The organism is Bradyrhizobium sp. sGM-13 (assembly GCF_018398875.1).
GTDB lineage: Bacteria > Pseudomonadota > Alphaproteobacteria > Rhizobiales > Xanthobacteraceae > Bradyrhizobium.
In genome coordinates this window covers 33,777-59,249 of the sequence record NZ_JAGWDK010000024.1, presented here as the reverse complement: position 1 = coordinate 59,249, position 25,473 = coordinate 33,777, and the positions used below count along the sequence as shown (strand labels likewise).

The following is a 25,473-nucleotide window of genomic DNA, read 5'->3' as shown; positions in this document are numbered from 1 at the left end:
GATTTGCCAAAGCGCCAACCATTAGGCCGCCGCGCCAACAAGGAGAATTTCTGCGATGAAAAAATTTCGGCACCTGATCTGGATGGCGATCGCCGCCGGCGGTCTGATCCTTTCGGCCTCTCAGAGCCAGGCGCAGATGCGGCAGCCCGATGTCGGCGACCAGCCCGGTCTGCTGCCCGACGAAGCCGTCGAGCTGGATCCGCAGTTCAGGAAGACCGCGGTGCTCTATCGCACCAACGAACCGCCGGGCACCATCATCATCTCGACGCAGGATCGCCACCTCTATCTGGTGCAGGGCAATGGCCGCGCGTTGCGTTACGGCATCGGCGTCGGCCGCGAGGGATTCCAGTGGCAGGGGCTGCTCAACATCACCCGCAAGGCGGAATGGCCGGACTGGACGCCGCCGCCGGAGATGATCGCGCGCCAGCCCTATCTGCCGCGCTTCATGGCCGGCGGACCCGGCAATCCACTCGGCGCGCGCGCGATGTATCTCGGCACTACGGTCTACCGCATCCACGGCACCAACCGGCCCGACACCATTGGCACCGCTGTCTCCTCCGGCTGCTTCCGGCTGGTCAATGCCGACGTCGCCGATCTCTATGAGCGCGTGCCCGTGGGCACCAAGGTGATCGTGCGGCAGAAGCCGGAGCTTTAATTGCGACGCTGCTTCTCCCGCCGATCCATTCCCTCCACTTAGTGAGTTCAAAAAAATGCTACGGACATTTCGAGGCGGCCTCCTCATTGGGCTGGCGGTCGCAATCGCGATTGCGGCTGGCGCGATCACCTATGAGCGTTACGACACCAAGACCCTGAAGCGGACGATCCGCCGCGGCGAAGTGCTGTGCGGCGTCAACAAGGGCCTACCCGGATTCTCGATCCCCGACGACAAGGGCGATTGGACCGGCTTCGACGTCGATTTCTGCCGCGCGGTCGCCGCCGCGATCTTCGACGATCCCAAGAAGACGAAGTTCGTAGCCCTCGATGCCAACGAGCGCTTCAAGGAGCTGCAGAGCCGTAAGGTCGACATCCTCTCCCGCAACACGACCTGGAGCATGTCGCGCGAGAGCAACTACGCCCTCTATTTCCCGGCGGTCGCCTATTATGATGGCCAGGGCTTCATGCTGCCGCGCTCGCGCAACATCGATTCCGCGCTGGATCTCAACAACAGCAAGGTTTGCGTGCAGGAGGGGACGACGACATTGCTCAACGCCGCCGACTATTTCCGCGCCAACAACATGAAATACACCGAGGTGAAGTTTCCCAGGCTGGAAGATGTGCTCAAAGCGTATGAGTCCGGCAAGTGCGACACCTTCACCGCCGACGTTTCCCAGCTCTACGCACTCCGCTTGAACCTGATCCAGCCGAGCGATCATGTCATCCTGCCCGACGTCATCTCCAAGGAGCCGCTCGCGCCCGTGGTGCGCCAGCGCGACGACGACTGGATGATGCTAGTGAAGTGGACGCTGTATGCGATGATCAACGCCGAGGAACTCGGCATCACCTCGAAGAACATCGACGAGGCGCTCAAGTCGAAGAAGCCCGACGTGATGCGGCTGGTCGGCACCGAAGGCGCCTATGGCGAAGACCTCGGCCTACCCAAGGACTGGGCCGCCCGCATCATCCGCCATGTCGGCAATTACGGCGAGGTCTACGAGCGCAATGTCGGCGAAGGATCGAAGCTGAAGATCCCGCGCGGCCTGAATTCGCTGTGGAGCAACGGCGGAATTCAGTACGCCCCGCCGATACGGTGAGTTCCTTCGCTGACCACGCCCACCGCTGTCGTGGCCCGGCCTTGTGCGCAATTGCGCACTGGGACCGGGCGATCCAGTATTCCAGAGGCACCGGTAACTATACGAGAGGCCGCGGCGTACTGGATCACCCGCTTTCGCGGGTGATGACAGCCGTGTGCGGGGCAGCCGCCCGCCCCGAAATGACGATCAATACCCCTTCATCCGCGCCAACTGATCGGCGTGGTAGTTGCTGTCGCCGAACAATTCCTGGCAGACGCGGGCGCGCTTCATGAAGAAACCGATGTCGAACTGGTCGGTCATGCCCATGCCGCCGTGCATCTGCACGCCCTCCTGCACCGCCAGCGTCGCCGTGGTGCCGGCGCGGGCCTTGGCGACCGCGACCGCGGCGCCAGCGTGCTCGAAATCGCCGTCGAGGGTCTGCAGCGCCTTCAGAACGGCCGCGCGGGTGATCTCGATGTCGATATAGAGCTGGGAGGCGCGGTGCTGCAGCGCCTGGAATTCGCCGATCAATTTGCCGAACTGCTTGCGCTCCTTCAGATACGTGACGGTGCGGTCGAACACCTCTTCGCTCAGGCCGACCATTTCGGAAGCTACCGCGCCACGGCCGATATTGAGCACGCCCTCCAATAACGCGCCGCCCTGGTCGATCTCGCCGAGCACCTGATCGGCATTGACCTCGACATTGCTGAATTCGGTCCGCGCCGCATTATGTGCGTCGACCATCACGGTGCGTTCGATCGCAATTCCCTTTGCTTTGGGATCGACCAGGAACAGCGTCAGCCCATCGCGTTCGCCGGCCGCGCCGCCGGTGCGTGCCGCGACGATCAGGAGATCGGCGGTGTGACCGTCGACCACCAGCGCCTTGGCGCCGTTCAGCTTGAAGCCGTTGCCGGAGCGCACCGCCTGCAAATTGATCTGCAGTGGGCGATGTTTTGCGCCTTCGTCGATCGCGAGCGCCGCCAGCAGCGATCCGTCGGCAATCTTCGGCAGATGTGCGGACTTTTGCGCGTCACTTCCACCGCGCGACAGCGCCGACACCGCCAGCACCGCGGTCGACAGGAACGGCGACGGCATCAAAGTGCGGCCGATTTCCTCCATCACCACGCCGGCCTCGACGCAGCCGAGCCCGCTGCCGCCGAAATTCTCCGGCACGAGCAACCCGGAAAAACCCATATCGGCAAACGCCTTCCAGAGCTCGCGGGAAAAACCCGTTTCGTCTTTGCTGTCGCGCAAGCTGCGCAGATGCGACACCGGTGCCTTGTCGCTGATGAGGCCGCGCGCGCTGTCGCGCAGCATGGATTGTTCTTCGGTGAGGACGAGGGGCATAAGGAAATTCCGTCTCAGAAGTGTGAATTAAGTTGCTTCGTCGTCCCTGCGAACGCAGGGACCCATACGCCGCGGCCTATCGAGCAGGAATGGAGCTGGCGTCACGATCGATCAATACTCAGCAGCGGTGGTTATGGGTCCCTGCTTTCGCAGGGACGACGAGAGAGTGAGCCTAGATGCACTACGCCCCCGGCAGATCGAGGATGCGCTTGGCGACGATGCCGAGCATCACTTCGCTGGTGCCGCCCTCGATCGAGTTGGCCTTGGTGCGCAGCCAGGCGCGGGGGCGGGCGCCGCCTCTGGAGCGCTCACTTTCCCATTCCAGCGCATCGATGCCGCCGGCCGACATCAGGATCTCGTGGCGGCGTTTGTTGAGCTCGGTGCCGTAATATTTCATCGCCGACGAAAACGCCGGATGCGACTGGCCGGCCTTGGCGAGATCGATCGCGCGTTCGGCCACGGCCGCAAACGCCGCCTCGTCGATGTCGAACGCCGCAACCTGGCTGCGCAGCATCGCATCGTCGAGCCGACCGGAATCATCGCCACCGACGGAGTCGGCGGCGACCTGCCCGAGCGGACGGCCGATGCCGCGCTCTCCAGTGCCTGAGATCATCGCCCGCTCATGCTGCAGCAGATATTTTGCAACATCCCAGCCGCGGTTGACCTGGCCCACCACATGCGATTTCGGCACCCGCACATTATCGAAGAAGGTTTCGCAAAACGGCGAATAGCCGGAGATCAGCAAGATCGGCTTGGTCGACACGCCCTTCGAGGCCATGTCGAACAGGATGAAGCTGATGCCGTCATGCTTCTTCGCCGTGGGATCGGTGCGCACCAGACAGAAAATCCAGTCGGCGTAGTTCGCATACGACGTCCAAATCTTCTGGCCGTTGATGATGTAATCGTCGCCATCGCTATCGGCGCGGGTTTGCAGCGAGGCGAGGTCCGAGCCGGCGTTCGGCTCGGAATAGCCCTGGCACCAGCGGATCAGGCCGGCGGCGATCTTGGGCAGGTGTTCTTTCTTCTGCGCCTCGGTGCCGTATTTCAGCAGCGCCGGCCCAAGCATCCAGATGCCGAAGCTCGAGAGCGGAGAGCGCGCGCCCATCGCCGCCATTTCTTCGCGCAGCACCTTGTGCTCGGCGGGTTCCAGCCCTCCGCCACCATATTCCTTCGGCCAGTCCGGCACGGTCCAGCCCCTGTCGCGCATCCGCTCAAACCAGACGCGCTGCGGCTCGGAGGAGAATTTGGCGTTGCGACCGCCCCAGTAGGTATCGCTTTCGGAGGTCATCGGCCGTCGCATTTCCGGCGGACAATTGGCCTCCAGCCAGGCGCGGGTTTCACGGCGGAATGTTTCCAGATCGGACATATCAGGCGTTTCCATGTGGGATGTTTGGAAGCGACCTTAGTCCTCGCGTTGCGGAATTCAATATATGTCTGACGTCAGCCCATGCCGATCTGGCGGTGGTCACGCTGCCTGATCGGGTGTATGCGCAAAGCGGTGGCGATTGAAAAGCAAGAGGAAACCGGCATGCGGCTGAAGTTGCTTTCGCCTGGCGAAATGAGCGCCGACCAGAAAGAAACCTACGACGAGGCCATCGCCGGCAAGCGCGGCGCCCCACCGGCGCCGATGATGGCCTGGCTCAATAGTCCGGAGATGGCGCGGCACGCTACGCGGCTTGGCGAGCAGCTCCGTTTCAACACGATGTTTCCGGCAAAGCTTTCCGAAATCGCCATTCTCGTCACCGCGCGGCACTGGACGTCGCATTACGAATGGTATGCGCACAAGCGCCTGGCGCTGAAGGGCGGCATGGACCCGAAAATCATCGAGGACATCCGCGACCGCCGCACGCCCACCTTCGATGATCCCAAGGGCCAGATGATCTATGATCTCGCCAAGTCGCTGCATGAGGGCCACGGCGTGTCAAAAGCGTTGTATGACGAAGTGGTAAAACTGCTCACCGAACGCGGGATTGTCGAGGTGATCGGGCTGTGCGGCTATTACACGATGGTGTCGATGACGCTGAACACGTTTGAGTTCGGGCTGCCGGATGGAGAGGTGTCCGATCTTGCGTGATCTCTCCTCCCCCTCCCCGTTCTTCACGGGGAGGGGGTTGGGTGAGGGGCTCGCTCCGCGAAACGTGACCTCCGATAGACCTGTACCCCCTCACCCGGATTTTCCGCTTCGCGTAAGACATAGCCGAAGCCTACTTCGGCGTTCCTTATTGGACGGCCGCCGAAGGCGACCTACGCCTACCCCCAAGCGGGGCGAGGGTTGAGGACAACACGCGGAGACAACATGCCCCAATCCCCACCTATCGTCGCCGGCACGCGGATCGGGCATGTCCATCTCAAGGTCGCCGATCTCGAACGCGCGCTCGGCTTCTATTGCGGCGTGCTCGGCTTCGAGGTGATGCAGCGGATGGGTTCTGGCGCGGCATTCATTTCGGCCGGCGGTTATCACCATCACATCGGCCTCAACACCTGGGAAAGCAAAGGCGGCCATCCGCCGCCGCCGGGCACCACCGGCCTGTTTCACACCGCCATTCTCTATCCCACCCGCGCAGCGCGGCGGATGCGCTGTACCGCGTGATCCAGGCTGGCATCGAGCTCGACGGCGCCAGCGACCACGGCGTCAGCGAGGCACTCTATTTGCGCGATCCCGATCAGAACGGCGTCGAACTCTATCGCGACCGGCCGAAAGAAGAATGGCCCCGCGCACCCGACGGATCGCTCGCGATGTTCACCAAGCGGCTGGATCTGGAGGATTTGCTGCGGCAGCGGGAAGCGTAGGCCAATGCATTCAACGTAGCACCAGGTGCGTGAGCCAGCCGCCGGCATAGAGACCGCCGCCAAACACCGCATGCGTGACGAGACTGTGCAGTCGGGCAGCTGCCGGATGCGACGTGCGGCTCGCGGCCATGCCGAAACCCATGGCGGGCTGCATCACCAGGAACGGCGCGGCCACGCTGCCGATCCCGACCAACAGTGCCGGGCCGATCGTCGGATCGCGCGTCCAATCGAGGCCGAAGAACGCAAGCAGCACGCCGGCAAACACAATCCCGATCAGGTAATGCGCTGACCAGCCGATCAGTCGCTCGCCCCGCAGCGGCGGCGACGCGGCAATCCGGTCGTGGCGCAGGCGCCCGCGTGCGAGGTGGCCGAGCCAGCGGCCCACCAGACCAGAGTCCAGCGACGGAATGCCAAGCAGGCGCTGCCGGATCATCGTCCAGATGTCCATCACGACGGTTGCACCCGTCCCGATCAGCACCGCTGATGTCAGATAGTCTGCCGCTTCAGTCATGCATGGCCTCCGTTGGCCGCTGCCACCATCCAGCACGCCGCGGTGAAGGAGACCGCTGGCCCGCGAATATAGGGTTCGAAGGCGGTGCTGACGGTTTCGATCACCCGTGCACGGGTGCCTTCATCCGCCCCCTGAAGGAACAGGCCGACCGGTCCAAGCCAGCCGGCGTAGCGGGCGAGTTCCGTCTTTTGAAAGCTGCAGACGATATCGATCGGCCGGATGTCGATCGCTGTCCAGCCACTCGCCTCCAAAATGGTCTCGATCCGGCGCCGGTCGGCGAAGGCGAACTGCCCCGGTCCTTCGGGTCGACGCGCGGGAAGGTCGGGCAGCAGCGGCTTTGCCGCCCGCTCGGCCGTCGTCATGAATGGATTTTCCGCCACACCCCGCCAAGCAATGAAGCGCAGCCTCGCGTCAGGCCGTGCCGCCCGGCGCAGATTGGCGAACGCCTGCACGGGGTCGGCAAAGAACATGACGCCGAGACGCGAAATGATCATGTCGAAACTTGCGGGCGCGAAGGCGTGTGTTTGGGCGTCGGCGCAGATGAAACTTGCAGGTTGGCCGTCCCGCGCTGCTCGGGCGCGTGCCACGGCGATCATCGGTTCCGAAAGGTCGATGCCCGTGCAGTATCCCTTGGTGCCGAGTGCCCGGGCGACGGCGAGCGTGGTGGCGCCCGTGCCGCAGCCGACGTCGAGCACGCAGCTCGCTGCGGCCTCGGACACCGCCTTGACCAGCAAATCCTCGAAGGGCTTGAACATCTCCTCGAGCACGTCCCGTGCCTCGACCCAGCCACGTCCGGCAGGGCCGTTCCATAATCTTGCCTGTTCGTCATCTGGCTGCTGCGCGACATTCATGATCTCTTCCTTTTGCTAGAGCTGTTTCCTGCCTTGCCAAGTGGGCGCGGATGGCTGCACTCTGCCAGTTCAAGTCAACTTGAGGTCAAGGCATGAGAGACATCGATATCGCAGAGGCGGCTCGATTGTCGGGCGTTCGCGCCTCGACCCTGCGCTTCTATGAGGAGAAGGGGTTGATCGCCTCTCATGGAAGGCGCGGCCTTCGCCGGCTGTTCGATCCGGCCGTGTTGGACCGGCTGGCGCTGATCGCGCTCGGACGCGCCGCCGGCTTCTCGCTCGATGAGATCGCCAGGATGTTCGCACCCGACGGCCGGCCGCGCATCGACCGGCGCATGCTGGCGGCCAAGGCCGAGGAGCTGGAGCGGACGATCCGCAAACTCAACGCCATGCACGACGGCCTGCGCCACGCCGCCGCCTGCCCCGCCCCGAGCCACATGGAGTGCCCCACCTTCCGCCGCCTGCTGCGGGCCGCGGCGTCAGGCGCTATTGGCGAAAGGAAGACGCGGCGGCCGCCGCGCAAATCGTTCGCCGCTACTGGACGCGAGCAGGGCCGCGCCCGCGGATCATGATCAGCACCGCCGCCGTCAGCTCGACTCCGATGCACCCGTAGAACGGCAGCGCGTAACTGCCGGACAGATCGCGCAACAGGCCAACCACGCCGGGACCGAACGCATACGTGATCTGGTTGATCGCCGTGATCAAACTGACCAGCACGCCGAACGAACGCGGATCGAATTCGCGCTGCACGATCAGCGCCGGCAATGTGATGAGGTTGCCGACGGAGAAGCCGAACAGCGCGCAGGCTGCGATCAGCACGTATTCGTTATGCACATTGACGACAATGAGCAGCGCCACCGCCTGGCTGACAAACGACAGCGAGGACGCCAGCCGCTGGTTCATCCGGTCGATCACGAAAGAAAACAGCACACGACCGACCACCGCCATTGCCGTCAATAGCGCTACCGCAATCGCGGCGCGCTCGCGCCCGATCACCGAATCCAGAAATGCGATCAGGTGAACGATGAAGCCGACCTGCGCGAACAGCACCAGTGCGAACGCCGACGACACCGAGAGAAAACCGATGTCGCGAAAGGCGCGCGCGCGAATTTGCGTCGGCGACGGCGCGTCGGCAGTCTCGAGCCCGCCCGTACTCAGGTGAAGCGGCGGCCGTCCGACCAGCAGCAGGATCACCGGCACCATCAACGCAACCATTACGACGGCCGACGCCATCATCGCGCCAGAGAAGCCGAAATAGCCGATCGCGGTCACCAGCAGCGGCACGCCGACGATGCCGCCAAAGCTTGCGCCATTCAGCGCCAGGCTGATCGCCATGCCGCGCTTGTTGTCGAACCACAGCCCCAGCGTGTTGGTGATGATGCCAAGGCTGGTGCCGGCCCAGCCGAACGCCAGCACGGCGTTCGCAAGGTAAAGCTGCCAAGGCTCGCGCACCTGACCGATCGAGACGGCCGCCGCGGCCATCGCCAACGTGCCTGCGATCAGGCAATTGCGCGGACCGAACGCCTTGATGGCTTCGCTGACGAAGGCGACCAGCGCTGCGCCGAACAGATAGAAGAACGTGGTGCCGGACGAAATCAGCGAAGCCGGCCAGCCGTGCAGCCGCTGCAACTCGGCGACATAGACGCTCTGGCCGTAGAAGCCGAGCCCCCAGCCGAAGGTTGCCAGCAGGAAGCACACGACGACGATGCGCCAGCCGTCGTAGCGGATCGAGGTCTCGTCGATGGTGGCGTAGTTGCGAGCGTCCAACGTCGTTTGCTTCTCTTGCTATTTCTCACATCGTCATGCCCCGGCTTGTTCCGGGCATCCACGTCGTTCCATGATCTGTCAAAGACGTGGATGGCCGGGACAAGCCCGGCCATGACGGAGAAGGTTAGCAGACTCGCTGGGCAATTGCTTCGGCGCCGGCCGAAATGTCAGCAGATGGCAGCTAGGCCGGTTTCGACGGATCGTAGAAGAACCGCTCGCGCCAAACCTTGTCGCCGCGCCATTCCTGCAAGGCGACTTCGTCGAACCGCCCGGTCTTGCCTGAATGAAAGACAAAGTCGAAAATCCAGTGAATCGCGACATGGTCGCCCTCGACGACAGAGGTCACGCAGGTCGAGGTCACGCTTTTGACCCGTTCCAACACCGCGCGCTCATGCGCCACCAGCACGTCGCGGCCGACCCGTGGCGGAGCGGCGTTCTCCTGCATACTGGCGTCCTCGGTGTAGAAGCGCTCGATCGCGCCGGCATGATCGCCGGAGACGACCGCGGCGATGAATTCGTCGAGACGGGCGCGCGACGGCATGGGACCTCCGGTAATTAGACGCTCGGACCTGGAATCTCATCGACCGCCTGCAGCTTCGCGCGACGCTTGGCAAATGACGCAAATGACAGCACTGCAAGGCCGAGCAGCACCGGCGGGAACACCACCATGTTTACCATCGACCAGCCGTAATGCGCCAGCAACTGGCCGGACGAGAACGACCCCAGCGCCATCATCCCGAAGATCAGGAAATCGTTGAACGCCTGCACCTTGTTGCGCTCCTGCGGCCGATGCGTCTCCAGCACCAACGCCGAGGCGCCGATAAAGGCAAAATTCCAGCCGACGCCGAGCACGATCAGCGCCACCCAGAAATGCAGCGCGGTGATGCCGGAAAGGCCGATCGCGGCAGCGACGGCTTCCAGGATCAGGCCAAGTGCCACGATTGTCGGTGCGCCGAAGCGGGCGATCAACGTGCCGGTGAAGAAGCTCGGGCCGTACATCGCCACGATGTGCCACTGGATGCCGAAATTGGAATCGCTCACCGTGAGCCCGCACATCTTCATGGCGAGCGGTGCAGAAGTCATGACGAGATTCATCATGGGATAAGCAATCACGCCGCACAGCGCCGCGGCAATGAAGCGCGGTTGCCGTGCAATCTCGAACAGCGGCCGCCCGCCGTGCATGTCCGACGGTGCCGGCTTCGGCGCGTCGACGCCCCACAGCACCGCCGTCGCCACCAGCGCGACGAACGCCTGCACCACAAAGCTGAACGCAAACAGATAAGGCGGCCAGATATCCATGGTCCACTGCACGAGCTGCGGACCGAGCACGCCGGCGAACACGCCGCCGGCCATCACCCAGGACACGGCTTTCGGCCGGAACGCTGTGCTGGCGCCGTCAGCGGCGGCAAAACGATAGGACTGCGCGACTGCGCCGTAGAGGCCGCCGAGGAAAGTCGCGAAGCAGAACAGCCAGAACGAGGCGTAGAGAACGGCGGCGGCGGCAAGCGCACCGGTGAGGATTCCGCAGAAGGTACCAATGATGAACGCGACACGGCGGCCATAGGCGCGCGAGATCGCGCCCGTCGGCAGCGTGCCGGCGGCGAGCCCCAGCACGTACATCGACAGCGGCACGGTGGCGAGCGAGATGGTCGGCGCCAGCGTCGCACCGACGATCGAGCCGGTGGCGAAAATCACGGCCGAATTGGCGCCGGTCAGCGCCTGCGCCGCGGCGAGCCGCAGCACGTTGGCGCGCGCGCGGGCGTCGTTTGATATCTCTTCGGTGGCTGTCGTATCCAGCATCGGCATTCCCGCCCGGCAGGCCCCGGGGCCGGGAGCCTCATTGATTGATTCCGCGGCACTATGGAGACGCAGAGCGGCGCGAACAACCGACGCAAACGGGCGCGCGCTATGCGAGGGACGCAAGCAACTGTCGGATCAGGACCGCTTCTTACCTGCTCGTTTCCCAGCTTGCACCGCGCCCGTCTTGTGGACCTTCGAGCGAGGATCCCCAAGGCCAGCATGCGGAAAGGTTGGACTCCAATCGAGTGCAATCGTGGCAGCGAAGCCGAAGAAGCTGGAACGACTCATGCCAAGCTCCGTGGCGCGCTTGTCGATCCGCGTGATCAGGCTCTTCGGCAGATAGACATTCACGCGTTCGGACGGATCGGGCGGGTCGACCCCGACAATGAAGTAGGCGACGACGTCGGCACTCCTCGGCAGCGCGATCTGTTCGATCGGCGTTGGCTCCGGTAGCGACCTGCCCTGCTCCGCCATTTCGTCCACCGCGCGCGCCAGCGCGGCCTCCGCTTTCTCGATCGCCGCTTCTTGCGATCGCCCGCCAGCGACGCAACCCGGAAAATCGGGAAACCACGCGCCGAGCGCACCGCGCGGACCGCGTTCCAGCACTGCAGGATAGAGCCGCTTCTTCACCCTGGCCTCCCCATGATTGTTGTGCTATTTAACACACAAAATGGTGTGTCAAATCACACATTAACGCTAACATGATCCAGGAGGAGGGGCAAAAATGAACGCGCAAGCCGAACTCCGCATCGTTCGTGCGGCCTACGCCAAGCAGGTCCTTGCTGCTGCAAGCGTTGTCGATGCGCGGCTGGCTCAGGCGTTTGCGACTATTCCCCGCGAGGACTTTCTTGGGCCCGGTCCCTGGCTGGTGCGGCGCTGGCTACGCGACTACGTTTCGACACCCGACGCCGATCCCCTTTATCTCTATACCGACGATCTGGTCGCGCTCGTGCCCGAGCGGGGCGTCAACAACGGGCAGCCGTCGTTGCACGCCCATCTCATTCACCAGGCCGCACCCGCCATCGGCGAGCACGTGGTGCATGTCGGAACGGGCACAGGCTATTACACCGCCATCCTCGCGCACCTGGTTGGACCGTCAGGGCGGGTTACGGCCATCGAATATGATGGAGCCCTCGCGGCCCGCGCCAGAGCCAGCCTGGCGCCCTACGCGAATGTCGCCGTGATCGAGGGCGACGGCGCACAGGTGCCGTTCGATGCCGCCGACGTCATCTACGTCAATGCCGGCTGCACACGGCCCGCCACACGCTGGCTCGACAGCCTGGCCGATGGCGGTCGCCTGATCATACCGATAACGTCAGATCAGGGATTTGGCGGTACTGCGCCGGAGCGCATGGCGAGTGCCGGCGCAGTGTTCCGAATTGAGCGAAGAGCTGTGGACTATCTTGCAAACTGGATCTCGCCAGTTGCGATCTTCCCCTGCGCCGGGAGCCGCGACGAGGCGTCCGAACGAGCTCTCGCCGCAGCTTTCGCCCGTGGCGGCTGGCAGAAAGTCACGCGACTGTACCGCGACCAATCCATTCCTGATGAGCGCTGCTGGCTTCGCGGAGTTGGGTGGTGCCTCGCCTATCAATGATGTGCGGAAAGCGCCTACGCTGGCCCGTGCAATCGCCGAAACGTCAGAATCATGTTGTTGGCGGGCATTAGCTCGGTTTCGACCAGCGTGAGGCCAACGCTTGCGGCGAGCTTCTCGAGGTCGGCGATATCGCGCACGCCCCATTCGGCGTCCTGCTCGCGCAGGCTGGTGTCGAACACGGCGTTGCTCATCGCGGTGTGCTTGCCGTCGCGCTTGAACGGGCCATAGAGAAACAGCCGTCCGTCATCGCGGAGATAGCGCGCCGAGCCAGCGAACAAGCCCTCGGCGACGCGCCAGGGCGCGATGTGGATCACATTGGCGCAGAACACCGCGAGCAGTTTGCCCGGTCCGCTGCCGTCATGCATCGCTGGGCACCAGGCTGGATCGGCGAGATCGACCCGCAGCGGCGAACGAATGTTCGGCAGACCGGCATGCGTGCGCCACGCTTCGATGCTCTTCAGATGTCGTTCATTGAGATCGCTCGGCCACCAAATGACGTCGGGCGTGTGCCTTGCGAAATGTACTACATGCTGGCCGGTGCCGCTGCCGGCCTCCAGCGCGTCACCGGATTTGCCGGTGAGAAATTTCTGCAGCACCGCCCAGATCGGTTCGTGGTTGCGGTGGAATGCCGCCGCGTCGAGCCGGCCGTCGGGCTCGACCGGCCGGCCATCCTTGCCGAATTCCACCACATACTCAGCCATCGCAGTTCGGTCCCGAAAAAATCAGTGGCACAGCGATCACTTCAGATCGCCGCAGAATATCTCCTTCAACACCCCAAGCAGACGTAGTGTACGCTGGTCGGCAACGCGATAATGCAGCGTCTGCGAGGTCCGCCGGAATTCCACCAGCCCATCGGCGCGCAATTTCGCCAGATGCTGCGACAGTGCGGATTGGCTGAGATTCACGACAGCGACCAGCTCGCCCACGGTCATCTCTCCGCGCACGGCGAGAAAGCAGAGGATCAGCAGACGCTTCTCATTGGCGAGCATTTTCAGGAGCTGCGCGGCGTCACCGGCCTGCTTTGCCAGCTTCTTCAGCGCCGCCGCGTCGTCGACGCCGGGAGCGAAGGCGGTCTGTTGCGTAGTCGGTTGCTCTGTCTCTTGGGCTGCCGGGGCGGCTGCTCTCATCACTGCAAATCCAGTATCATTTTCCGCGCCTGCGAAGCACACACTACCATACTAGTGCGCCGGCCTTTCTTTAGCATTGACTAAATTAGTAAATGTGGATACCGGTTGAAAAAAGCAAAAAATGATGCGGCGATGTGGCCGCAAGGGGAAGAAAACGTGCGGCCAGACCCGTTACGCAGCAAGGCTGTTCTCTCCGATCCCCCCGCCCCGGATATCCCGATGGGACGCCGCCGCTTCCTTGGCCTCGGCGCAGCCCTGACCGGCAGCCTTGCCGTTGGCGGCAAACAGGCCATAGCGGACCCGGCGCAGGAATCTCCCCCCGCAGACGCGCCCTGGTCGCAATCGATCGGCGCCGGCGTGGTCGACCGGCCCTATGGCCGCCCGGCCGATACCGAAGCTTCCGTCATCCGCCGCAACGTGCCCTGGTTGACGGCGAGCGCGGAATCGTCAGTGAGCTTTTCTCCGCTGCAGGACCTGCACGGCATCATCACGCCGAACGGGTTGTTCTTCGAGCGCCATCACGCCGGCCGCCCTGATATCGACCCGGCGCAGCACAAGCTGATGATCCACGGGCTGGTCGAGCGCCCGCTGCTTCTCACCATGAAGGACATCATGCGCTTCCCATCCGTGTCGCGCATCCATTTCATCGAATGCCCGGCCAATGGCGGCATGAACTGGCGCGCCGCGCAAATGAACTCGCTGCAGTTCAGCCACGGCATGGTCAGTTGCGCGGAATGGACCGGGGTCAAGCTGTCGACGCTGCTGGAGGAGGTCGGCATCAAGAAGCAGGCGAAGTGGGCGATGGTCGAAGGCGCCGACGGCGCGCATATGAACCGCAGCCTGCCGCTCGACAAATGCCTCGACGATTGCCTCGTGGTCTATGCGCAAAACGGTGAGGCGCTGCGGCCCGAACAGGGCTACCCGCTGCGGCTGGTGGTGCCGGGCTGGGAAGGCAACGTCAACATCAAATGGCTGCGCCGGATCAAGCTCGGCGAAAAGCCATGGCACACCCGCGAGGAAACCTCGAAATATACCGACCTGATGCCGGACGGCACCTCGCGCGGCTTCACCTGGCTGATCGACGCCAAATCGGTCGTCACGTTTCCCTGCCCCGAGAAGCCGCTCGATGGGCCCGGCCTCTATGAAATCCGGGGACTGGCCTGGACCGGCAACGGCAAGGTCAAGCGCGTTGATGTCTCCATGGACGGCGGCGTCAACTGGCAGACCGCGCGGCTGCACGAGCCGGTGTTGTCGAAGGCGCTGACGAAATTCACCCTGCCCTGGCGCTGGGACGGCCGGCCCGCGCTGGTCGCATCCCGCGTTATTGACGAGAACGGTTATGTGCAGCCGACAATTGCACAACTGCGCGCACAGCGCGGCTCAAACTCGGTCTACCACAACAATTCGATCCAGACCTGGCAGGTCAAATCAGACGGAAGCGTCTTCAATGTACAGCTCGCGTAAGATTTGCCTGCCGATCATAGCCATTCTGCTTGCCTGCGCCGCAAACCTCGCCGGCGCGGCCGAACCGGGCTCGTTCGGTTACGGCAGCGTGGCCACGCCGGCGCAGATCGCCGGATGGGACATCGACGTGCGCGGCGAGGACGGAACGGGCCTGCCGCCCGGCAACGGCACCGTCGACCGGGGCGCGGAGGTTTATGCCGAACAATGCGCGGCGTGCCATGGAACCTTCGGCGAGGGCGAAGGTCGGTTTCCGAAACTGGTGGGCGGCGTCGGATCGCTACGGGACGAGCGCCCGGAGCCGACGGTCGGCAGCTACTGGCCGTTCGCCCCGACCCTGTGGGACTATATTAACCGCGCCATGCCGATGCAGGCGCCGCATACATTGTCAGCGGATGACGTTTATGCTTTGACCGCCTATATTCTGAACCTTAACGATCTCGTTCCCCATGAATTCGTTGCCGATCGCAACAGTTTGCCGAAAGTCAAAATGCGCAATCGCGACAATTTCATCTGGACCGATCCGCGCCCCGATACGATGACAAAGCCCTGCATGAACGATTGCGTCAACGCCGCCGATGTCAGGATATCGTCGACGGCCGAGGGCAGGAATCTGACGCCGCGCACGACCGGGCCGCTCGACACGATGCAACAGAAGTAGAAATTACGGAAACGCCTGTGACCGATCATTTCCCGACGAAATCCGCAAAGCTGCCGGCGTTGGCACTGCTCATCGCTCTGGCGTCCGCGGGCGCCGCGCAGGCGCAGTCCGCGGTGGATGAAGGCCGCAAGCTGGCCTTCGACCGCAGCAAGGGCAATTGCCTGACCTGTCATGTCATCAAGGGCGGCAACCTTCCCGGCACGATCGGGCCCGAACTGGTCGACATCAAGAGCAAATATCCGAAGCGCGAGGATCTCGTCGCCATCCTCAACGACGAGACCCTGCGCAATCCGCTCACCGTGATGCCACCCTTCGGACGGAACCGGATCCTGACGGAGAAGGAAATCGAAGCGGTGGTGGATTTCCTGCAGACGCTTTAACGCAAGACGAGAAATCAATCCTGTGACGTGCCAACGCAGGCTTTAGGAGATTTTCGATGAATAAGATTGATGTTGGATTTTCGGCTACGCGGCGACTGATCCTGCAGGGTGCAGGCGCAGTCGCGCTCATCGGTCTCGGCAACCTCCCCTTCGGCCTGACGCCGGCGCTCGCCGCGGCCAACGACAAATACCCGGAAGAGGCGTTTAAGCAGAAGAGTGACGCCGACGTCATCAAGACGCTCTACGGCAAGACTGCTGAGCCATCGGACAAGGTCAAGATGGACGCGCCCGAAATCGCCGAGAACGGCGCCGTGGTGCCGATCTCGGTCTCTACAAGCCTTGCCGACGTAACCTCGGTTGCGTTCCTCGTCAGCGAAAATCCGAACGTGCTGATCGCAAAGTACAACATCCCGGCCGGCACGCTGCCGAGCGTCGCCAACCGCATCAAGATGGCCAAGACCAGCAACGTGACCGTGCTGGTGGAAGCCGGCGGCAAGCTCTACAGCGCCTCTAAGGAAGTCAAAGTCACGGTCGGCGGTTGCGGCGGTTAAGGCAGGGAGAACTCACATGGCATCCACCATTCGCGTGCGCGCTTCTTCGAACGGCGACATCACCGAGGTGCAGGCACTGATCCAGCACCCGATGGATTCCGGGTTCATCAAGAACGCCAAGGGCGAGACCATTCCGCCGCACTTCATCCAGCAGCTCACCTTCGAGCATGACGGCAAGAACGTGTTCGCCGCCGATTGGGGCGGTGGTATCTCCAAGGACCCCTATGTGAAGTTCGCGTTCAAGGGAGCCAAGAAGGGCGACGAGCTGAAGATCAGTTGGGTCGATAACAAGGGCGCGACCGACACCACTACGGCGAAGATCCAATGAAGCTGCGATCCGCGATCTTTCTGGCATCCGCCACGATTGCGCTGGCCGCGCTGACGCTGGCGGGCGCGCCGCTGTTGGCAGCCGACGACAAGATCGATCCTGTCGCCGACGCCAAGGCGTTCCAGAAGTTCTTCAGAGACAAATTTCCCAAGGTAAAGTTCGAGGACTTCGTCAACGGTCCCTATTCGATGAACGAGGACCTTTATCGGCAGTGGCAGGAGAAGGAACAGTTCCCGCCCTACGAGTTCTCGCTCGAAATGGGCAAGGAGATGTTCTCCAAGCCGTTCAAGAACGGCAAGACTTATGCCGACTGCTTCCCGAACGGTGGCATCGGCATCCGCCAGAACTACCCTTACTTCGACGAGAAGGAAGGCAAGGTCATCACGCTTGAATTGGCCTTGAACCGCTGCCGCGAGGCTAATGGCGAACCGCCCTATTCCTACGTAAGGGACGAAATGGCGGCGCTGACCGCCTACATGGCCTTCACCTCGCGCGGCAAGCCGATGGACATCAAGATCCCGAACGATCCGCGCGCGCTCGCGGCTTACGAAAACGGCAAAGAATATTTCTACACCCGGCGCGGACAGCTCAACTTCTCCTGCGCCACCTGCCATGTGCAGAGCCCGGGCGAACGGATCCGCGCTGAGGTGCTTGCGCCCGCGCTTGGCATCGTCAACGCAATGCCGATCTACCGCTCCGAATGGAGCGGCATGGGCACCACCAGCCGGCGCTTCACCACCTGCAACAGCCAGATCCGCGCAGTGCCGCTCAGCCCGCAGGACGACGAATATCGCAATGTCGAATATTACCTGTCCTATGTCAGCAACGGACTGCCGATTTCAGGTCCGGGAGCGCGGCCATGAGGAACTTGATGCAGAAATCCGCATTAGTTCTGTCACTATTTGCCGCGGGTGCTGTGCCCGCGCTCGCCGCGGGCTCTGAGGACGAATTCAAGGCAGCCTACGCCGCGGCCGAGGCCGCCAATAAGGAGGCCGGCAAGCTACGCAACCAATGGACCACCACGGCGAACACGCTGGCGGCGGCGAAGAAGGCAGCGGATGCGGGTGACTTCGATAAGGCCACCGCGTCGGCCAAGGAAGCGGAGGCGCTGGCCAAAGCTTCGATCTTCCAGGCCACCAGCGAGAAGACCCGCTGGAAGGACCTGGAAATACGCTGACACCGTTACGACGCGCGGAGACCCGCATGACCATCCGCCGCCGCGATTTTCTGACGCTAGCGGGCGCTGCCACCCTGTCGGGCAGCCTGCCACGGCTGGCGCGCGGCGCCGATAATGGCGTTTACGATCTCGAGCGGTTCGGCAATGCACGTATCCTGCACATCACGGATACGCACGCGCAGCTTCGGCCGGTGTTCTTCCGCGAGCCGAGCGTCAATCTCGGTGTTGGACCGATGCAGGGCAACCCGCCGCATCTGGTCGGACGCGCCTTTCTCGATCGCTTCGGCATCCGACCGGACAGTGCCGATGCCTATGCTTTCACCTGCCTCGAGTTCGAGAAGGCCGCCAGCCGGTTCGGCAAGCTCGGCGGCTTCGCGCATCTAAAGACGTTGATTGATCGCATGCGCAGCGAGGCCGGCTCCGGCCGGACGCTGTTGCTCGACGGCGGCGATCTCTGGCAGGGCACCGGTCTCGCCAATACGATGCGTGGCGTCGACATGGTGGAGGCCGCCAACCTGCTCGGCATCGAGGCGATGACCGGCCATTGGGAATTCACCTATGGCGAGAAGGCGCTGCGCGCCAACCTCGAGCGCTTCAAGGGCGAGTTCCTGGCGCAGAACGTCTATCTCACTGAAGAAGCCGCCTTCAACGACGCCAAGGCCTTCGACCCGGCATCGGGGCGCGTGTTCAAGCCGTCCGTCATCAAGGAAATCGGTGGGCATCGCGTTGCCGTGATCGGACAGGCGTTCCCCTACGTGCCGATCGCCCATCCGAAGCGCTTTACGCCGGACTGGAAGTTCGGCATCCGCGACGAGGAGCTGCAGAAACTCGTCGATACGCATCGTAACACCGACAAGGTCGACGCCGTCGTTCTGCTCTCGCACAACGGCATGGATGTCGATCTCAAGCTCGCCAGCCGCGTCACCGGCATCGACGTCATTCTCGGTGGCCATACCCATGACGCCGTGCCGCAGCCGATTGCCGTCACCAACACAGGCGGCACCACGCTCGTCACCAATGCCGGCTCGAACGGCAAGTTTCTGGCGGTGCTCGACCTCGAGATCGGCAAGGGTAAGGTCAAGGATGTCCGCTATCGGCTGCTGCCGGTGTTCTCGGAACTGCTAAAGCCCGATCCGGCGATGCTGGCGCTGATCGACGAGATCCGCGAGCCGCAGGCAGTTGCGCTCAGCGAGAAGGTCGGCGTCGCCGACCGCCTGCTCTATCGCCGCGGCAATTTCAGCGGCAGCATGGATCAACTGATCTGCGACGCGCTGCTCGGCGAATTGAACGCGGAGATCGCGCTGTCGCCGGGTTTTCGCTGGGGTACCACTGTGCTGGCCGGCCAGCCGCTGACGATGGAGGACGTGATGGCGCAGACCGCCGTCACCTATCCGGAGACCTATGTCCAGACCATGACCGGCGGCCAGATCAAGGACGTGCTGGAAGACATCTGCGACAATCTCTTCAACACCGACCCCTATTACCAGCAGGGCGGAGACATGGTCCGCATCGGCGGGCTCGCCTACACCTGCACGCCGACCGAAACTGTGGGAAACCGTATTTCCGAGCTCAAGCTCGACAATGGCCGCGCGCTGGAAGCCGACAAGCACTACAGAGTGGCGGGCTGGGCTTCGGTCAACGAGCAGACCGGCGTGCCGGTCTGGGATGTGGTCGCAAGGCATCTGAGGTCGGGCAAACCGCCGAACCGCTCGCCGCCGGGCGTGACGCTGAAAGGCGTTGAAGGTAATCCGGGCATTGCAGGACAGGCATGACAGGCTTTTCGACCATGCTTCGCGCAACCGCCGCGGCGCTTCTGATCATAGCCGCCGCGCCACACGGCCGCGCCCAGCAGGCGCCGCTGCAGGACAAGCCGTTCGCTGAACACAAAATCGTGCTGCAGCTCTCCGACAACGATCCGCGCAAGCAGGGCCTCGTGCTCAGCGTCGCCAGCAACCTGATGAAGCATTACGACCCCGACAAGGTGGCGATCGAGGTCGTCGCGTTCGGCCCCGGCATCGACCTGCTGCGCCCGGAAAACCCCAACCGCAAGATGGTCGAGAGCCTGGTCGCGCAAGGCGCGCGTTTCGACGTCTGCCTCAACACCGTCGATACGCTCGAACGCGAGGCCGGCAAACGGCCGGAATTCATCGCCGCGGCAACGCCGGTGCAGGTCGGCGTCGCGCAGATTCTGTTTCTGACGGAGAACGGGTACACGCTGGTCCGGCCGTGACCGTCTCCGCCGTTATTGCGAGCGAAGCGACTTGTCCGCCGAAGCTCAACGAGCGAAGGCGGAAGCAATCCATCTATCCCCATGCGGATGCATAGATTGCTTCGTCGCTACGCTCCTCGCAATGACGGAAGCATGGTATATTTAATGGAATTGCAGGAGCGGGGCTGGCGCTACGTCCGGCCCTGATCCAACCTGAGTTAACGCGGACGTGTAGCCATGATCTTTCGTCAACTCTTCGACAGCGTGTCCGGCACCTACAGCTATCTGCTGGCGAGCCGCGCCGGCGGCGAGGCCTTGATCCTCGATCCCGTGCTGGAAAAGGCCGATCGCTACTGCCAGCTTCTGCGCGAGCTCGATCTGCGGCTGGTGAAGGCGGTCGACACCCATCTGCACGCCGACCATGTCACCGGCCTCGGCGAACTGCGCGACCGCACCCAGTGCATCACCATCATGGGCGAGCAGAGCAAAGCCGACGTGGTATCGATGCGGGTGTCCGACGGCGACAAGGTGACGATCGAGGGGCTGAGCCTGGATGTCATGTACACGCCCGGTCACACCGACGATTCCTACAGTTATTTGATGGGCGACCGTGTCTTCACCGGCGACACGCTGTTGATCCGCGGCACCGGGCGAACCGATTTCCAGAACGGCTCTTCGCGCGCACAATATGAATCGATCTTCAACCGGCTTCTGAAACTGCCGGACGAGACGCTGGTATTCCCCGCCCATGACTACAAGGGCGACACGGTTTCCACCATCGGCGAGGAGCGCCGCTATAATCCGCGGCTGCAGGTACGCAGCGTCGACGAATATATCGAGCTGATGGCGAACCTGAAGCTGCCGAACCCAAAGATGATGGACGTCGCGGTGCCCGCCAACATGCATGTCGGCCTGCATCAGGAGGAGCTTGCCAAGCAGGGACTCGCGCTCACCGCCCGCGATGCGATCGCGTGCCTCGGCCGATCCGATATCCTGCTGGTCGATTTGCGCGAGACCGGAGAGCGCGCCAAGCATGGCACCATCTCGGGCGCGCTGCATGCGCCCTACCCCGGCATCGCCGAGAGCCTCAAGCCCGGCGGTATGCTGCGCGAAGTTGCCGCCGCCACCGGCCGCCGGGTCGTGTTCTTCTGCGCCTTCGGCGAGCGCTCGGCGATGGCGGTGACCGCGGCAAAGAACGCAGGGCTCGCCAACACCGCCCATATCGAAGGCGGGCTGGACGCGTGGAAGAAGGTAGGTGGGCCGGTGGTGCACGAGTAGTCTTTACGGCGTCGTCCCTGCGAACCGGGATAGAGGCGAGAACCTCTCAACATGTCGCCCCTGCGAACGCAGGGGCCCATACACCGCGGCCCGCGCAAAGGGCACAAGGGGCGATGGCTGCGCTTCAACAATGTAGGCTGGTGGTTATGGGTCCCCTAAGTTCACAAACGAAGTGCAACACTTCCAACTGGAGGTGTTGCCATGGGGCAGAGTTACGAGCAGCTTTCCCTTGAAGATCGATGCGAGATTGCCCGGCTTTGTGCGAATGGCAGCTCGATCCGGCAAGTCGCGGCAGCTGTGGATCGCTCGCCATCAACGGTCTCTCGGGAGCTGAAGCGCAATCGAGGTCCCAGATCGGATACCAACCGAGCTATGCCCAGCAACAGGCGCGAGCGCGGCGCTGGACGGGCTCTCGCCTGGAACGGGAGCCCGGCCTGCGCCGCGCGGTGATGGAACGGCTCGCCCGCGGCTGGTCTCCCGAACAGGTCGCCGGCCGGCTGGCGCGCGAGCATGGGCGCAAGATGATCTCCTACGAGAGCATCTATCGCTTCATCTACGCACAGCTTAAGCGCACCAACGACTGTAGCTGGCGGCGCTATCTGCCGCGCGGCAAGAGCAAGCGCGGCCACCGCTGCAGGAAGGGCAGCCCCGCAAGCTTCATCGAAGGCCGTGTTTCCTTGGCCAATCGACCCGTCGAGGCTGCCGATCGCAAGGTTGTCGGTCATTGGGAAGCCGACCTGATGATGTTCTCAAAATACGGCCAGGCCATCCTCACCGTGCATGAACGCACCTCTCGCCTGTTGCTCGCCGTCCGCCTCGCCAGCAAGGCCGCTCACGGCGTCGCACGCCATCTGGTTCGCCTGTTCGCAGCCATGCCCGACGCGCTGCGCCAGAGCGTCACCTTCGACAACGGCACCGAATTTGCCTGTCATCTGGCGCTGCATAGCCTGGCCATCCAAACCTTCTTTTGCGATCCCTATGCCCCTTGGCAAAAGGGCGGCGTCGAAAACGCCATCGGCCGAATGCGCCGCTTCATCCCGCGCAAGACCGACCTGGCAACCCTCTCGACCACCCGTTTCCAGCAGTCCGTCGCCGCCTACAACAACACCCCGCGCAAATGCCTTGACTTCAGGACCCCCGCCGAGTCCTTTGCCCAAGTGTTGCACTTCGAGTGTGAATCCACCTCCCTGCGTTCGCAGGGACGACGGCATCGGCTACCGCGCCACCCGCTTCAACTCCGCTGTCAGCGCATCCAGCGCGTCGGCCAGCATCACGCCGCCGCATTCGGTCAGCCGCTCCGGAATTACGATGCGCCGCTCGGGCGGGTAGAAGCGCTCCAGCGCCGGATGGACCAGAAACGCCTGGCCGTCGTCGCGCGCATAATCGCCGGCTTGCGAAACCACGATGAAGTCGGGCCTCAGGGAGACGATCGCCTCCAGCGAGGCAAATCCGCCGAAGGTAAAGCCGAGATCGCCGGCGGCGCTGCGCAGCCCGACTTCGCCCAGCAGCGAACCGAGAAAGCTGTCGCTGCCCGCCACCCAGCCGCGCCGCGACAGCGGCAGCACGCGATAATGCCGCTCGGCGGCGGCACGGCGCGCGCGCGCCAGCGCGGCGTCGAGCCGCGCGATTTCGGCGGCCGCGCGATCGGGGTGCCCGGTCATGTCGCCGACCTCGCGGATCTGCGCGCGGGCTTCGTCGAGGTTTCGCGGCACGGCGAGTTCGGCAAGATGAAGGCCCTTCGCCTTCAACAGCTCCCGCGTCGAGCGCTTGTCAAACGCGCTGGCCATGACCAGATCCGGCTTGAGCAAGAGCACGTCCTCGGCCGCGCCTGACAATACCGGATAGCGGCTGATGTCGCCCGCCTGCGATTGCCAGCCGTCGCGCGCGAAGCGGCTGAGGCCCAAAATCTGCTCGGGGTCGGCCAGCGCCAGCAGCAACTGATCGCTGCAGACATTCATCGACACCATACGCGGAGGGCTGGCTGCGAATACTGCGCCGCCTGACATCGCCAACGCGGCGATGGCGACAAGAAAGCCGAACCGGCGCATCAGATATCCGCCCAAGGCACGATGACCGCCTCGCGCTGATATTCCGCGCGATAGGCGCTGATCCGAAACACGTCCGCCATCACCCGCTCCGACAGCCCCTCGCTCGGCGTGCCCCACGATACGAGATTGCCTTCCTTCAGCACCAGCACATGGTCGGCAAACCGCGCAGCAAGCCCGAGATCGTGCGTCACCACGATGACCAGCACGCCCGTGTCCGCGGTCGCGCGCAAATTCTTCATGACGTCGATCTGGTGCCGCGGATCGAGCGAGGCGGTGGGCTCGTCGGCCAGGATAATCGGCGCTTCCACCGCCAGCGCACGCGCCAGCGCCACGCGGCTGCGCTCGCCGCCGGATAGCTCGGTGACGCGGCGATCGCTGAACTCCATTACGTCGACCGCCTGCATCGCGCGTAGCACGGCCTCGGCGTCCTTCGGCGACAGCCGTGCCGGATCGGTTGCACCATGCGGGTAGCGGCCGAGCGCCACGATATCGCGCGCCGGCAGCGGCCAATGCACGAGATGCCCCTGCGGCAGATAACCGAAGCGTTTGGCGCGCTCGCGCAGCGGCAGCGAGGCCAGCGCATCGCCACCGACCGTGATCTCGCCTTCGGAGGGAATTAGCCCGGCCAGCGCCCGCAACAATGTCGTCTTGCCGGCGCCGTTCGGCCCGACCAGCGCCACCAGATGTCCCGCCGACAGCGCCAGCGAAACGTCCTTCAGCACAACGCGGCCGGCGAGCCGCACGCCTAGCCCCCTTGCGGTCAGCAGCGCCGCCTCGCTCATGCGACGCCTCCGCCGAGCGCGCGGCGTTCGCGCATGATCAGATAGAGGAAGAACGGCACGCCGATGATCGAGGTCAGCACGCCGACCTTAATGTCGGACGTCGAGGGAATGATGCGTACGGCGATGTCTGCCGCCAGCAGCAGCGCCGAGCCGGCGAGCGCGCTCGGCACCAGCAGCCGCCCGGGGTCGTGGCCGATCAGGGGCCGCATCAGATGCGGCGCGACCAGGCCGATGAAACCGATGGTGCCGGTGACGGCGACCGCGCCGCCGACGCCGAGCGCGACGCCCGAAATCACGAACAGCCGCAGGCGGCCGACATCGACACCGAGACTTTGCGCGGTTTCCTCGCCGAGACTGAGCGCACGAAAGGCATGGCGCTGGCTGAACAGCATCAGGCCGCCGCCAATGATGAAGGGAAACGCCAACATCACATGCTGAAAGCTGCGGTCCTCCAGCGAGCCGAGCAGCCAGAACGCGATCTCCAGCACCAGGAAGGGATTGCTGGAGAGGTTCATCACCAGCGCGGTGGCGGCGCCGGCAAAGCTCGATATCGCAAGACCGGACAGGATCAGGATCAACAGCCCGGCGTTGCGGCCGGCAATCGAGAGCAGCACGAACACCGAAGCGAATGCTGCGACGATCGCGGCGACCGGAAGCGCATAGGAGCGCACGTCGGCCAGCCCGAGCGCAATCACCAGCACCGCGCCGAAGGCGGCCGATTGCGGCGCGCCGAACAGCGAGGGCGAAGCCAGCGGATTGCGGAGCAAGCCCTGCAGCGACGCGCCCGACAGCCCGAGAATGGCACCGATCGCCAGCGCCAGCAGCGTGCGCGGCAGGCGGATCTCCCGCACGATCACCTGCGATACTTCGCTGCCGCCGCCGAACAGCGCTTGCGCCACCGCAAGCGGCGACAGCCGCACCGGCCCGATGCCGAGCGAGATCAGCATCAAGAGCACCACGATGACGGCAAGCGCTGCAGTCGTGCCGATCCGCCGGCGCGCGGCTTCCTCATTGGTCAGGGTTACGGCCTCAACACTCATTGATCGTCCTAAAGCAGGTTTACCCGCCCCGGTACAGGCGGCGG

29 protein-coding genes and 2 pseudogenes are annotated in these 25,473 nt (G+C 63.7%); 18 read left to right on the top strand and 13 right to left on the bottom strand.

Going from position 1 to position 25,473, the window contains the following annotated elements; translation table 11 throughout:
- The first annotated feature begins 55 nt into the window (after positions 1 to 55).
- Together KJQ96_RS28780 and KJQ96_RS28775 are read left to right on the top strand one after the other, a co-directional pair.
- Positions 56 to 655 (top strand): L,D-transpeptidase, encoded by a 600-nt coding sequence (locus KJQ96_RS28780; RefSeq protein ID WP_213289747.1) that lies wholly within the window; start codon positions 56 to 58, stop codon positions 653 to 655.
- 55 nt (positions 656 to 710) lie between these two features.
- Positions 711 to 1,751, top strand: a complete 1,041-nt coding sequence (locus KJQ96_RS28775; protein ID WP_213289746.1) for an amino acid ABC transporter substrate-binding protein — start codon at positions 711 to 713, stop codon at positions 1,749 to 1,751.
- Positions 1,752 to 1,937: 186 nt separating this feature from the next.
- Here the strand turns inward: KJQ96_RS28775 and KJQ96_RS28770 are convergent, their stop codons facing one another.
- A complete protein-coding gene (locus KJQ96_RS28770; RefSeq protein ID WP_213289745.1) occupies positions 1,938 to 3,077 on the bottom strand; it encodes an acyl-CoA dehydrogenase family protein in 1,140 nt (379 codons plus the stop codon).
- A gap of 181 nt (positions 3,078 to 3,258) precedes the next feature.
- Positions 3,259 to 4,443 carry an acyl-CoA dehydrogenase family protein gene (locus KJQ96_RS28765; protein WP_213289744.1) on the bottom strand — a complete coding sequence of 395 codons (1,185 nt, stop codon included), beginning with the start codon at positions 4,441 to 4,443 and terminating at the stop codon, positions 3,259 to 3,261.
- Between the two features lie 162 nt (positions 4,444 to 4,605).
- Here KJQ96_RS28765 and KJQ96_RS28760 point away from each other — a divergent pair, with 162 nt between their 5' ends.
- Both KJQ96_RS28760 and KJQ96_RS28755 read left to right on the top strand, forming a co-directional pair.
- Positions 4,606 to 5,151 carry a carboxymuconolactone decarboxylase family protein gene (locus KJQ96_RS28760; RefSeq protein ID WP_213289743.1) on the top strand — a complete coding sequence of 182 codons (546 nt, stop codon included), beginning with the start codon at positions 4,606 to 4,608 and terminating at the stop codon, positions 5,149 to 5,151.
- A 222-nt stretch (positions 5,152 to 5,373) separates the two neighbouring features.
- Positions 5,374 to 5,867: pseudogene (locus KJQ96_RS28755) on the top strand (VOC family protein).
- Between the two features lie 10 nt (positions 5,868 to 5,877).
- On the opposite strand, the gene KJQ96_RS28750 reads toward KJQ96_RS28755, so the two are convergent.
- Both KJQ96_RS28750 and KJQ96_RS28745 read right to left on the bottom strand, forming a co-directional pair.
- Complete coding sequence (locus tag KJQ96_RS28750) at positions 5,878 to 6,378, bottom strand: DUF2938 domain-containing protein (protein ID WP_213289742.1); 501 nt, start codon at positions 6,376 to 6,378, stop codon at positions 5,878 to 5,880.
- Positions 6,375 to 7,229, bottom strand: a complete 855-nt coding sequence (locus tag KJQ96_RS28745; protein WP_213289741.1) for a class I SAM-dependent methyltransferase — start codon at positions 7,227 to 7,229, stop codon at positions 6,375 to 6,377. Before KJQ96_RS28745 ends, KJQ96_RS28750 begins: the two co-directional genes overlap by 4 nt.
- Positions 7,230 to 7,321: 92 nt before the next feature.
- Here KJQ96_RS28745 and KJQ96_RS28740 point away from each other — a divergent pair, with 92 nt between their 5' ends.
- Complete coding sequence (locus KJQ96_RS28740) at positions 7,322 to 7,798, top strand: helix-turn-helix domain-containing protein (protein ID WP_213289740.1); 477 nt, start codon at positions 7,322 to 7,324, stop codon at positions 7,796 to 7,798.
- Here KJQ96_RS28740 and KJQ96_RS28735 read toward each other — a convergent pair.
- The 4 genes from KJQ96_RS28735 to KJQ96_RS28720 form a co-directional block, all read right to left on the bottom strand.
- On the bottom strand, positions 7,761 to 8,993 hold the full coding sequence (locus tag KJQ96_RS28735) for an MFS transporter (protein ID WP_213289739.1): 1,233 nt from the start codon (positions 8,991 to 8,993) through the stop codon (positions 7,761 to 7,763). The genes KJQ96_RS28740 and KJQ96_RS28735 overlap by 38 nt on opposite strands.
- Before the next feature lie 181 nt (positions 8,994 to 9,174).
- Positions 9,175 to 9,534, bottom strand: a complete 360-nt coding sequence (locus KJQ96_RS28730) for a nuclear transport factor 2 family protein (protein WP_028351909.1) — start codon at positions 9,532 to 9,534, stop codon at positions 9,175 to 9,177.
- 14 nt (positions 9,535 to 9,548) lie between these two features.
- Positions 9,549 to 10,793, bottom strand: coding sequence for an MFS transporter (locus KJQ96_RS28725; protein WP_213289738.1), 1,245 nt, complete (start codon positions 10,791 to 10,793; stop codon positions 9,549 to 9,551).
- A gap of 135 nt (positions 10,794 to 10,928) precedes the next feature.
- Positions 10,929 to 11,423, bottom strand: a complete 495-nt coding sequence (locus KJQ96_RS28720; RefSeq protein ID WP_213289737.1) for a type II toxin-antitoxin system HicB family antitoxin — start codon at positions 11,421 to 11,423, stop codon at positions 10,929 to 10,931.
- A gap of 94 nt (positions 11,424 to 11,517) precedes the next feature.
- On the opposite strand from KJQ96_RS28720, the gene KJQ96_RS28715 reads away from it, so the two are divergent.
- Complete coding sequence (locus KJQ96_RS28715; RefSeq protein WP_213289736.1) at positions 11,518 to 12,387, top strand: protein-L-isoaspartate O-methyltransferase; 870 nt, start codon at positions 11,518 to 11,520, stop codon at positions 12,385 to 12,387.
- 14 nt (positions 12,388 to 12,401) lie between these two features.
- Here KJQ96_RS28715 and KJQ96_RS28710 read toward each other — a convergent pair whose 3' ends face one another.
- Positions 12,402 to 13,088, bottom strand: coding sequence for a DUF938 domain-containing protein (locus tag KJQ96_RS28710; protein ID WP_213289735.1), 687 nt, complete (start codon positions 13,086 to 13,088; stop codon positions 12,402 to 12,404).
- Positions 13,089 to 13,124: 36 nt separating this feature from the next.
- A complete protein-coding gene (locus tag KJQ96_RS28705; RefSeq protein WP_213289734.1) occupies positions 13,125 to 13,514 on the bottom strand; it encodes a helix-turn-helix transcriptional regulator in 390 nt (129 codons plus the stop codon).
- 219 nt (positions 13,515 to 13,733) lie between these two features.
- Here KJQ96_RS28705 and soxC point away from each other — a divergent pair, with 219 nt between their 5' ends.
- From soxC to KJQ96_RS42145, 12 genes and pseudogenes are all read left to right on the top strand, one after another.
- A complete protein-coding gene (soxC, locus tag KJQ96_RS28700) occupies positions 13,734 to 14,978 on the top strand; it encodes a sulfite dehydrogenase (RefSeq protein WP_213289733.1) in 1,245 nt (414 codons plus the stop codon).
- Positions 14,962 to 15,636: a c-type cytochrome gene (locus tag KJQ96_RS28695; RefSeq protein ID WP_213289732.1), complete on the top strand. Its 675-nt coding sequence runs from the start codon at positions 14,962 to 14,964 to the stop codon at positions 15,634 to 15,636. The genes soxC and KJQ96_RS28695 overlap by 17 nt, the downstream gene beginning before the upstream one ends.
- A gap of 50 nt (positions 15,637 to 15,686) precedes the next feature.
- The gene (gene soxX / locus KJQ96_RS28690; protein ID WP_249734654.1) at positions 15,687 to 16,016 is read left to right on the top strand and encodes a sulfur oxidation c-type cytochrome SoxX; all 330 of its coding nucleotides are present in this window, start codon (positions 15,687 to 15,689) and stop codon (positions 16,014 to 16,016) included.
- A 56-nt stretch (positions 16,017 to 16,072) separates the two neighbouring features.
- Complete coding sequence (gene soxY / locus KJQ96_RS28685; RefSeq protein ID WP_213289730.1) at positions 16,073 to 16,567, top strand: thiosulfate oxidation carrier protein SoxY; 495 nt, start codon at positions 16,073 to 16,075, stop codon at positions 16,565 to 16,567.
- 16 nt (positions 16,568 to 16,583) lie between these two features.
- Positions 16,584 to 16,895 carry a thiosulfate oxidation carrier complex protein SoxZ gene (gene soxZ, locus KJQ96_RS28680; protein ID WP_213289729.1) on the top strand — a complete coding sequence of 104 codons (312 nt, stop codon included), beginning with the start codon at positions 16,584 to 16,586 and terminating at the stop codon, positions 16,893 to 16,895.
- Positions 16,892 to 17,758 (top strand): sulfur oxidation c-type cytochrome SoxA, encoded by an 867-nt coding sequence (gene soxA, locus KJQ96_RS28675; RefSeq protein ID WP_213289728.1) that lies wholly within the window; start codon positions 16,892 to 16,894, stop codon positions 17,756 to 17,758. Before soxZ ends, soxA begins: the two co-directional genes overlap by 4 nt.
- 8 nt (positions 17,759 to 17,766) lie before the next feature.
- Entirely contained in the window at positions 17,767 to 18,072 is a 306-nt protein-coding gene (locus KJQ96_RS28670; protein ID WP_213289727.1) for a hypothetical protein, read from the top strand.
- A gap of 26 nt (positions 18,073 to 18,098) precedes the next feature.
- Complete coding sequence (soxB, locus tag KJQ96_RS28665) at positions 18,099 to 19,844, top strand: thiosulfohydrolase SoxB (protein ID WP_213289726.1); 1,746 nt, start codon at positions 18,099 to 18,101, stop codon at positions 19,842 to 19,844.
- Between the two features lie 14 nt (positions 19,845 to 19,858).
- Positions 19,859 to 20,302, top strand: a complete 444-nt coding sequence (locus tag KJQ96_RS28660) for a hypothetical protein (RefSeq protein WP_213289783.1) — start codon at positions 19,859 to 19,861, stop codon at positions 20,300 to 20,302.
- A gap of 216 nt (positions 20,303 to 20,518) precedes the next feature.
- A complete protein-coding gene (locus KJQ96_RS28655) occupies positions 20,519 to 21,559 on the top strand; it encodes an MBL fold metallo-hydrolase (RefSeq protein WP_213289725.1) in 1,041 nt (346 codons plus the stop codon).
- A gap of 201 nt (positions 21,560 to 21,760) precedes the next feature.
- The gene (locus KJQ96_RS42150) at positions 21,761 to 22,009 is read left to right on the top strand and encodes a helix-turn-helix domain-containing protein (RefSeq protein WP_375293212.1); all 249 of its coding nucleotides are present in this window, start codon (positions 21,761 to 21,763) and stop codon (positions 22,007 to 22,009) included.
- A pseudogene (locus KJQ96_RS42145) lies at positions 21,913 to 22,617 on the top strand (IS30 family transposase); the annotation flags it as partial. The gene KJQ96_RS42150 and the pseudogene KJQ96_RS42145, both read left to right, overlap by 97 nt.
- Before the next feature lie 156 nt (positions 22,618 to 22,773).
- On the opposite strand, the gene KJQ96_RS28645 reads toward KJQ96_RS42145, so the two are convergent.
- Genes KJQ96_RS28645 through KJQ96_RS28635 form a run of 3 tightly spaced genes read right to left on the bottom strand, consistent with a single transcriptional unit; the run spans position 22,774 to position 25,429 of the window.
- The gene (locus KJQ96_RS28645; RefSeq protein ID WP_213289724.1) at positions 22,774 to 23,607 is read right to left on the bottom strand and encodes an ABC transporter substrate-binding protein; all 834 of its coding nucleotides are present in this window, start codon (positions 23,605 to 23,607) and stop codon (positions 22,774 to 22,776) included.
- Entirely contained in the window at positions 23,607 to 24,389 is a 783-nt protein-coding gene (locus tag KJQ96_RS28640) for an ABC transporter ATP-binding protein (protein WP_213289723.1), read from the bottom strand. The genes KJQ96_RS28645 and KJQ96_RS28640 overlap by 1 nt, the downstream gene beginning before the upstream one ends.
- Positions 24,386 to 25,429 (bottom strand): iron ABC transporter permease, encoded by a 1,044-nt coding sequence (locus KJQ96_RS28635; RefSeq protein ID WP_213289722.1) that lies wholly within the window; start codon positions 25,427 to 25,429, stop codon positions 24,386 to 24,388. The genes KJQ96_RS28640 and KJQ96_RS28635 overlap by 4 nt, the downstream gene beginning before the upstream one ends.
- Positions 25,430 to 25,473: the final 44 nt, after the last annotated feature.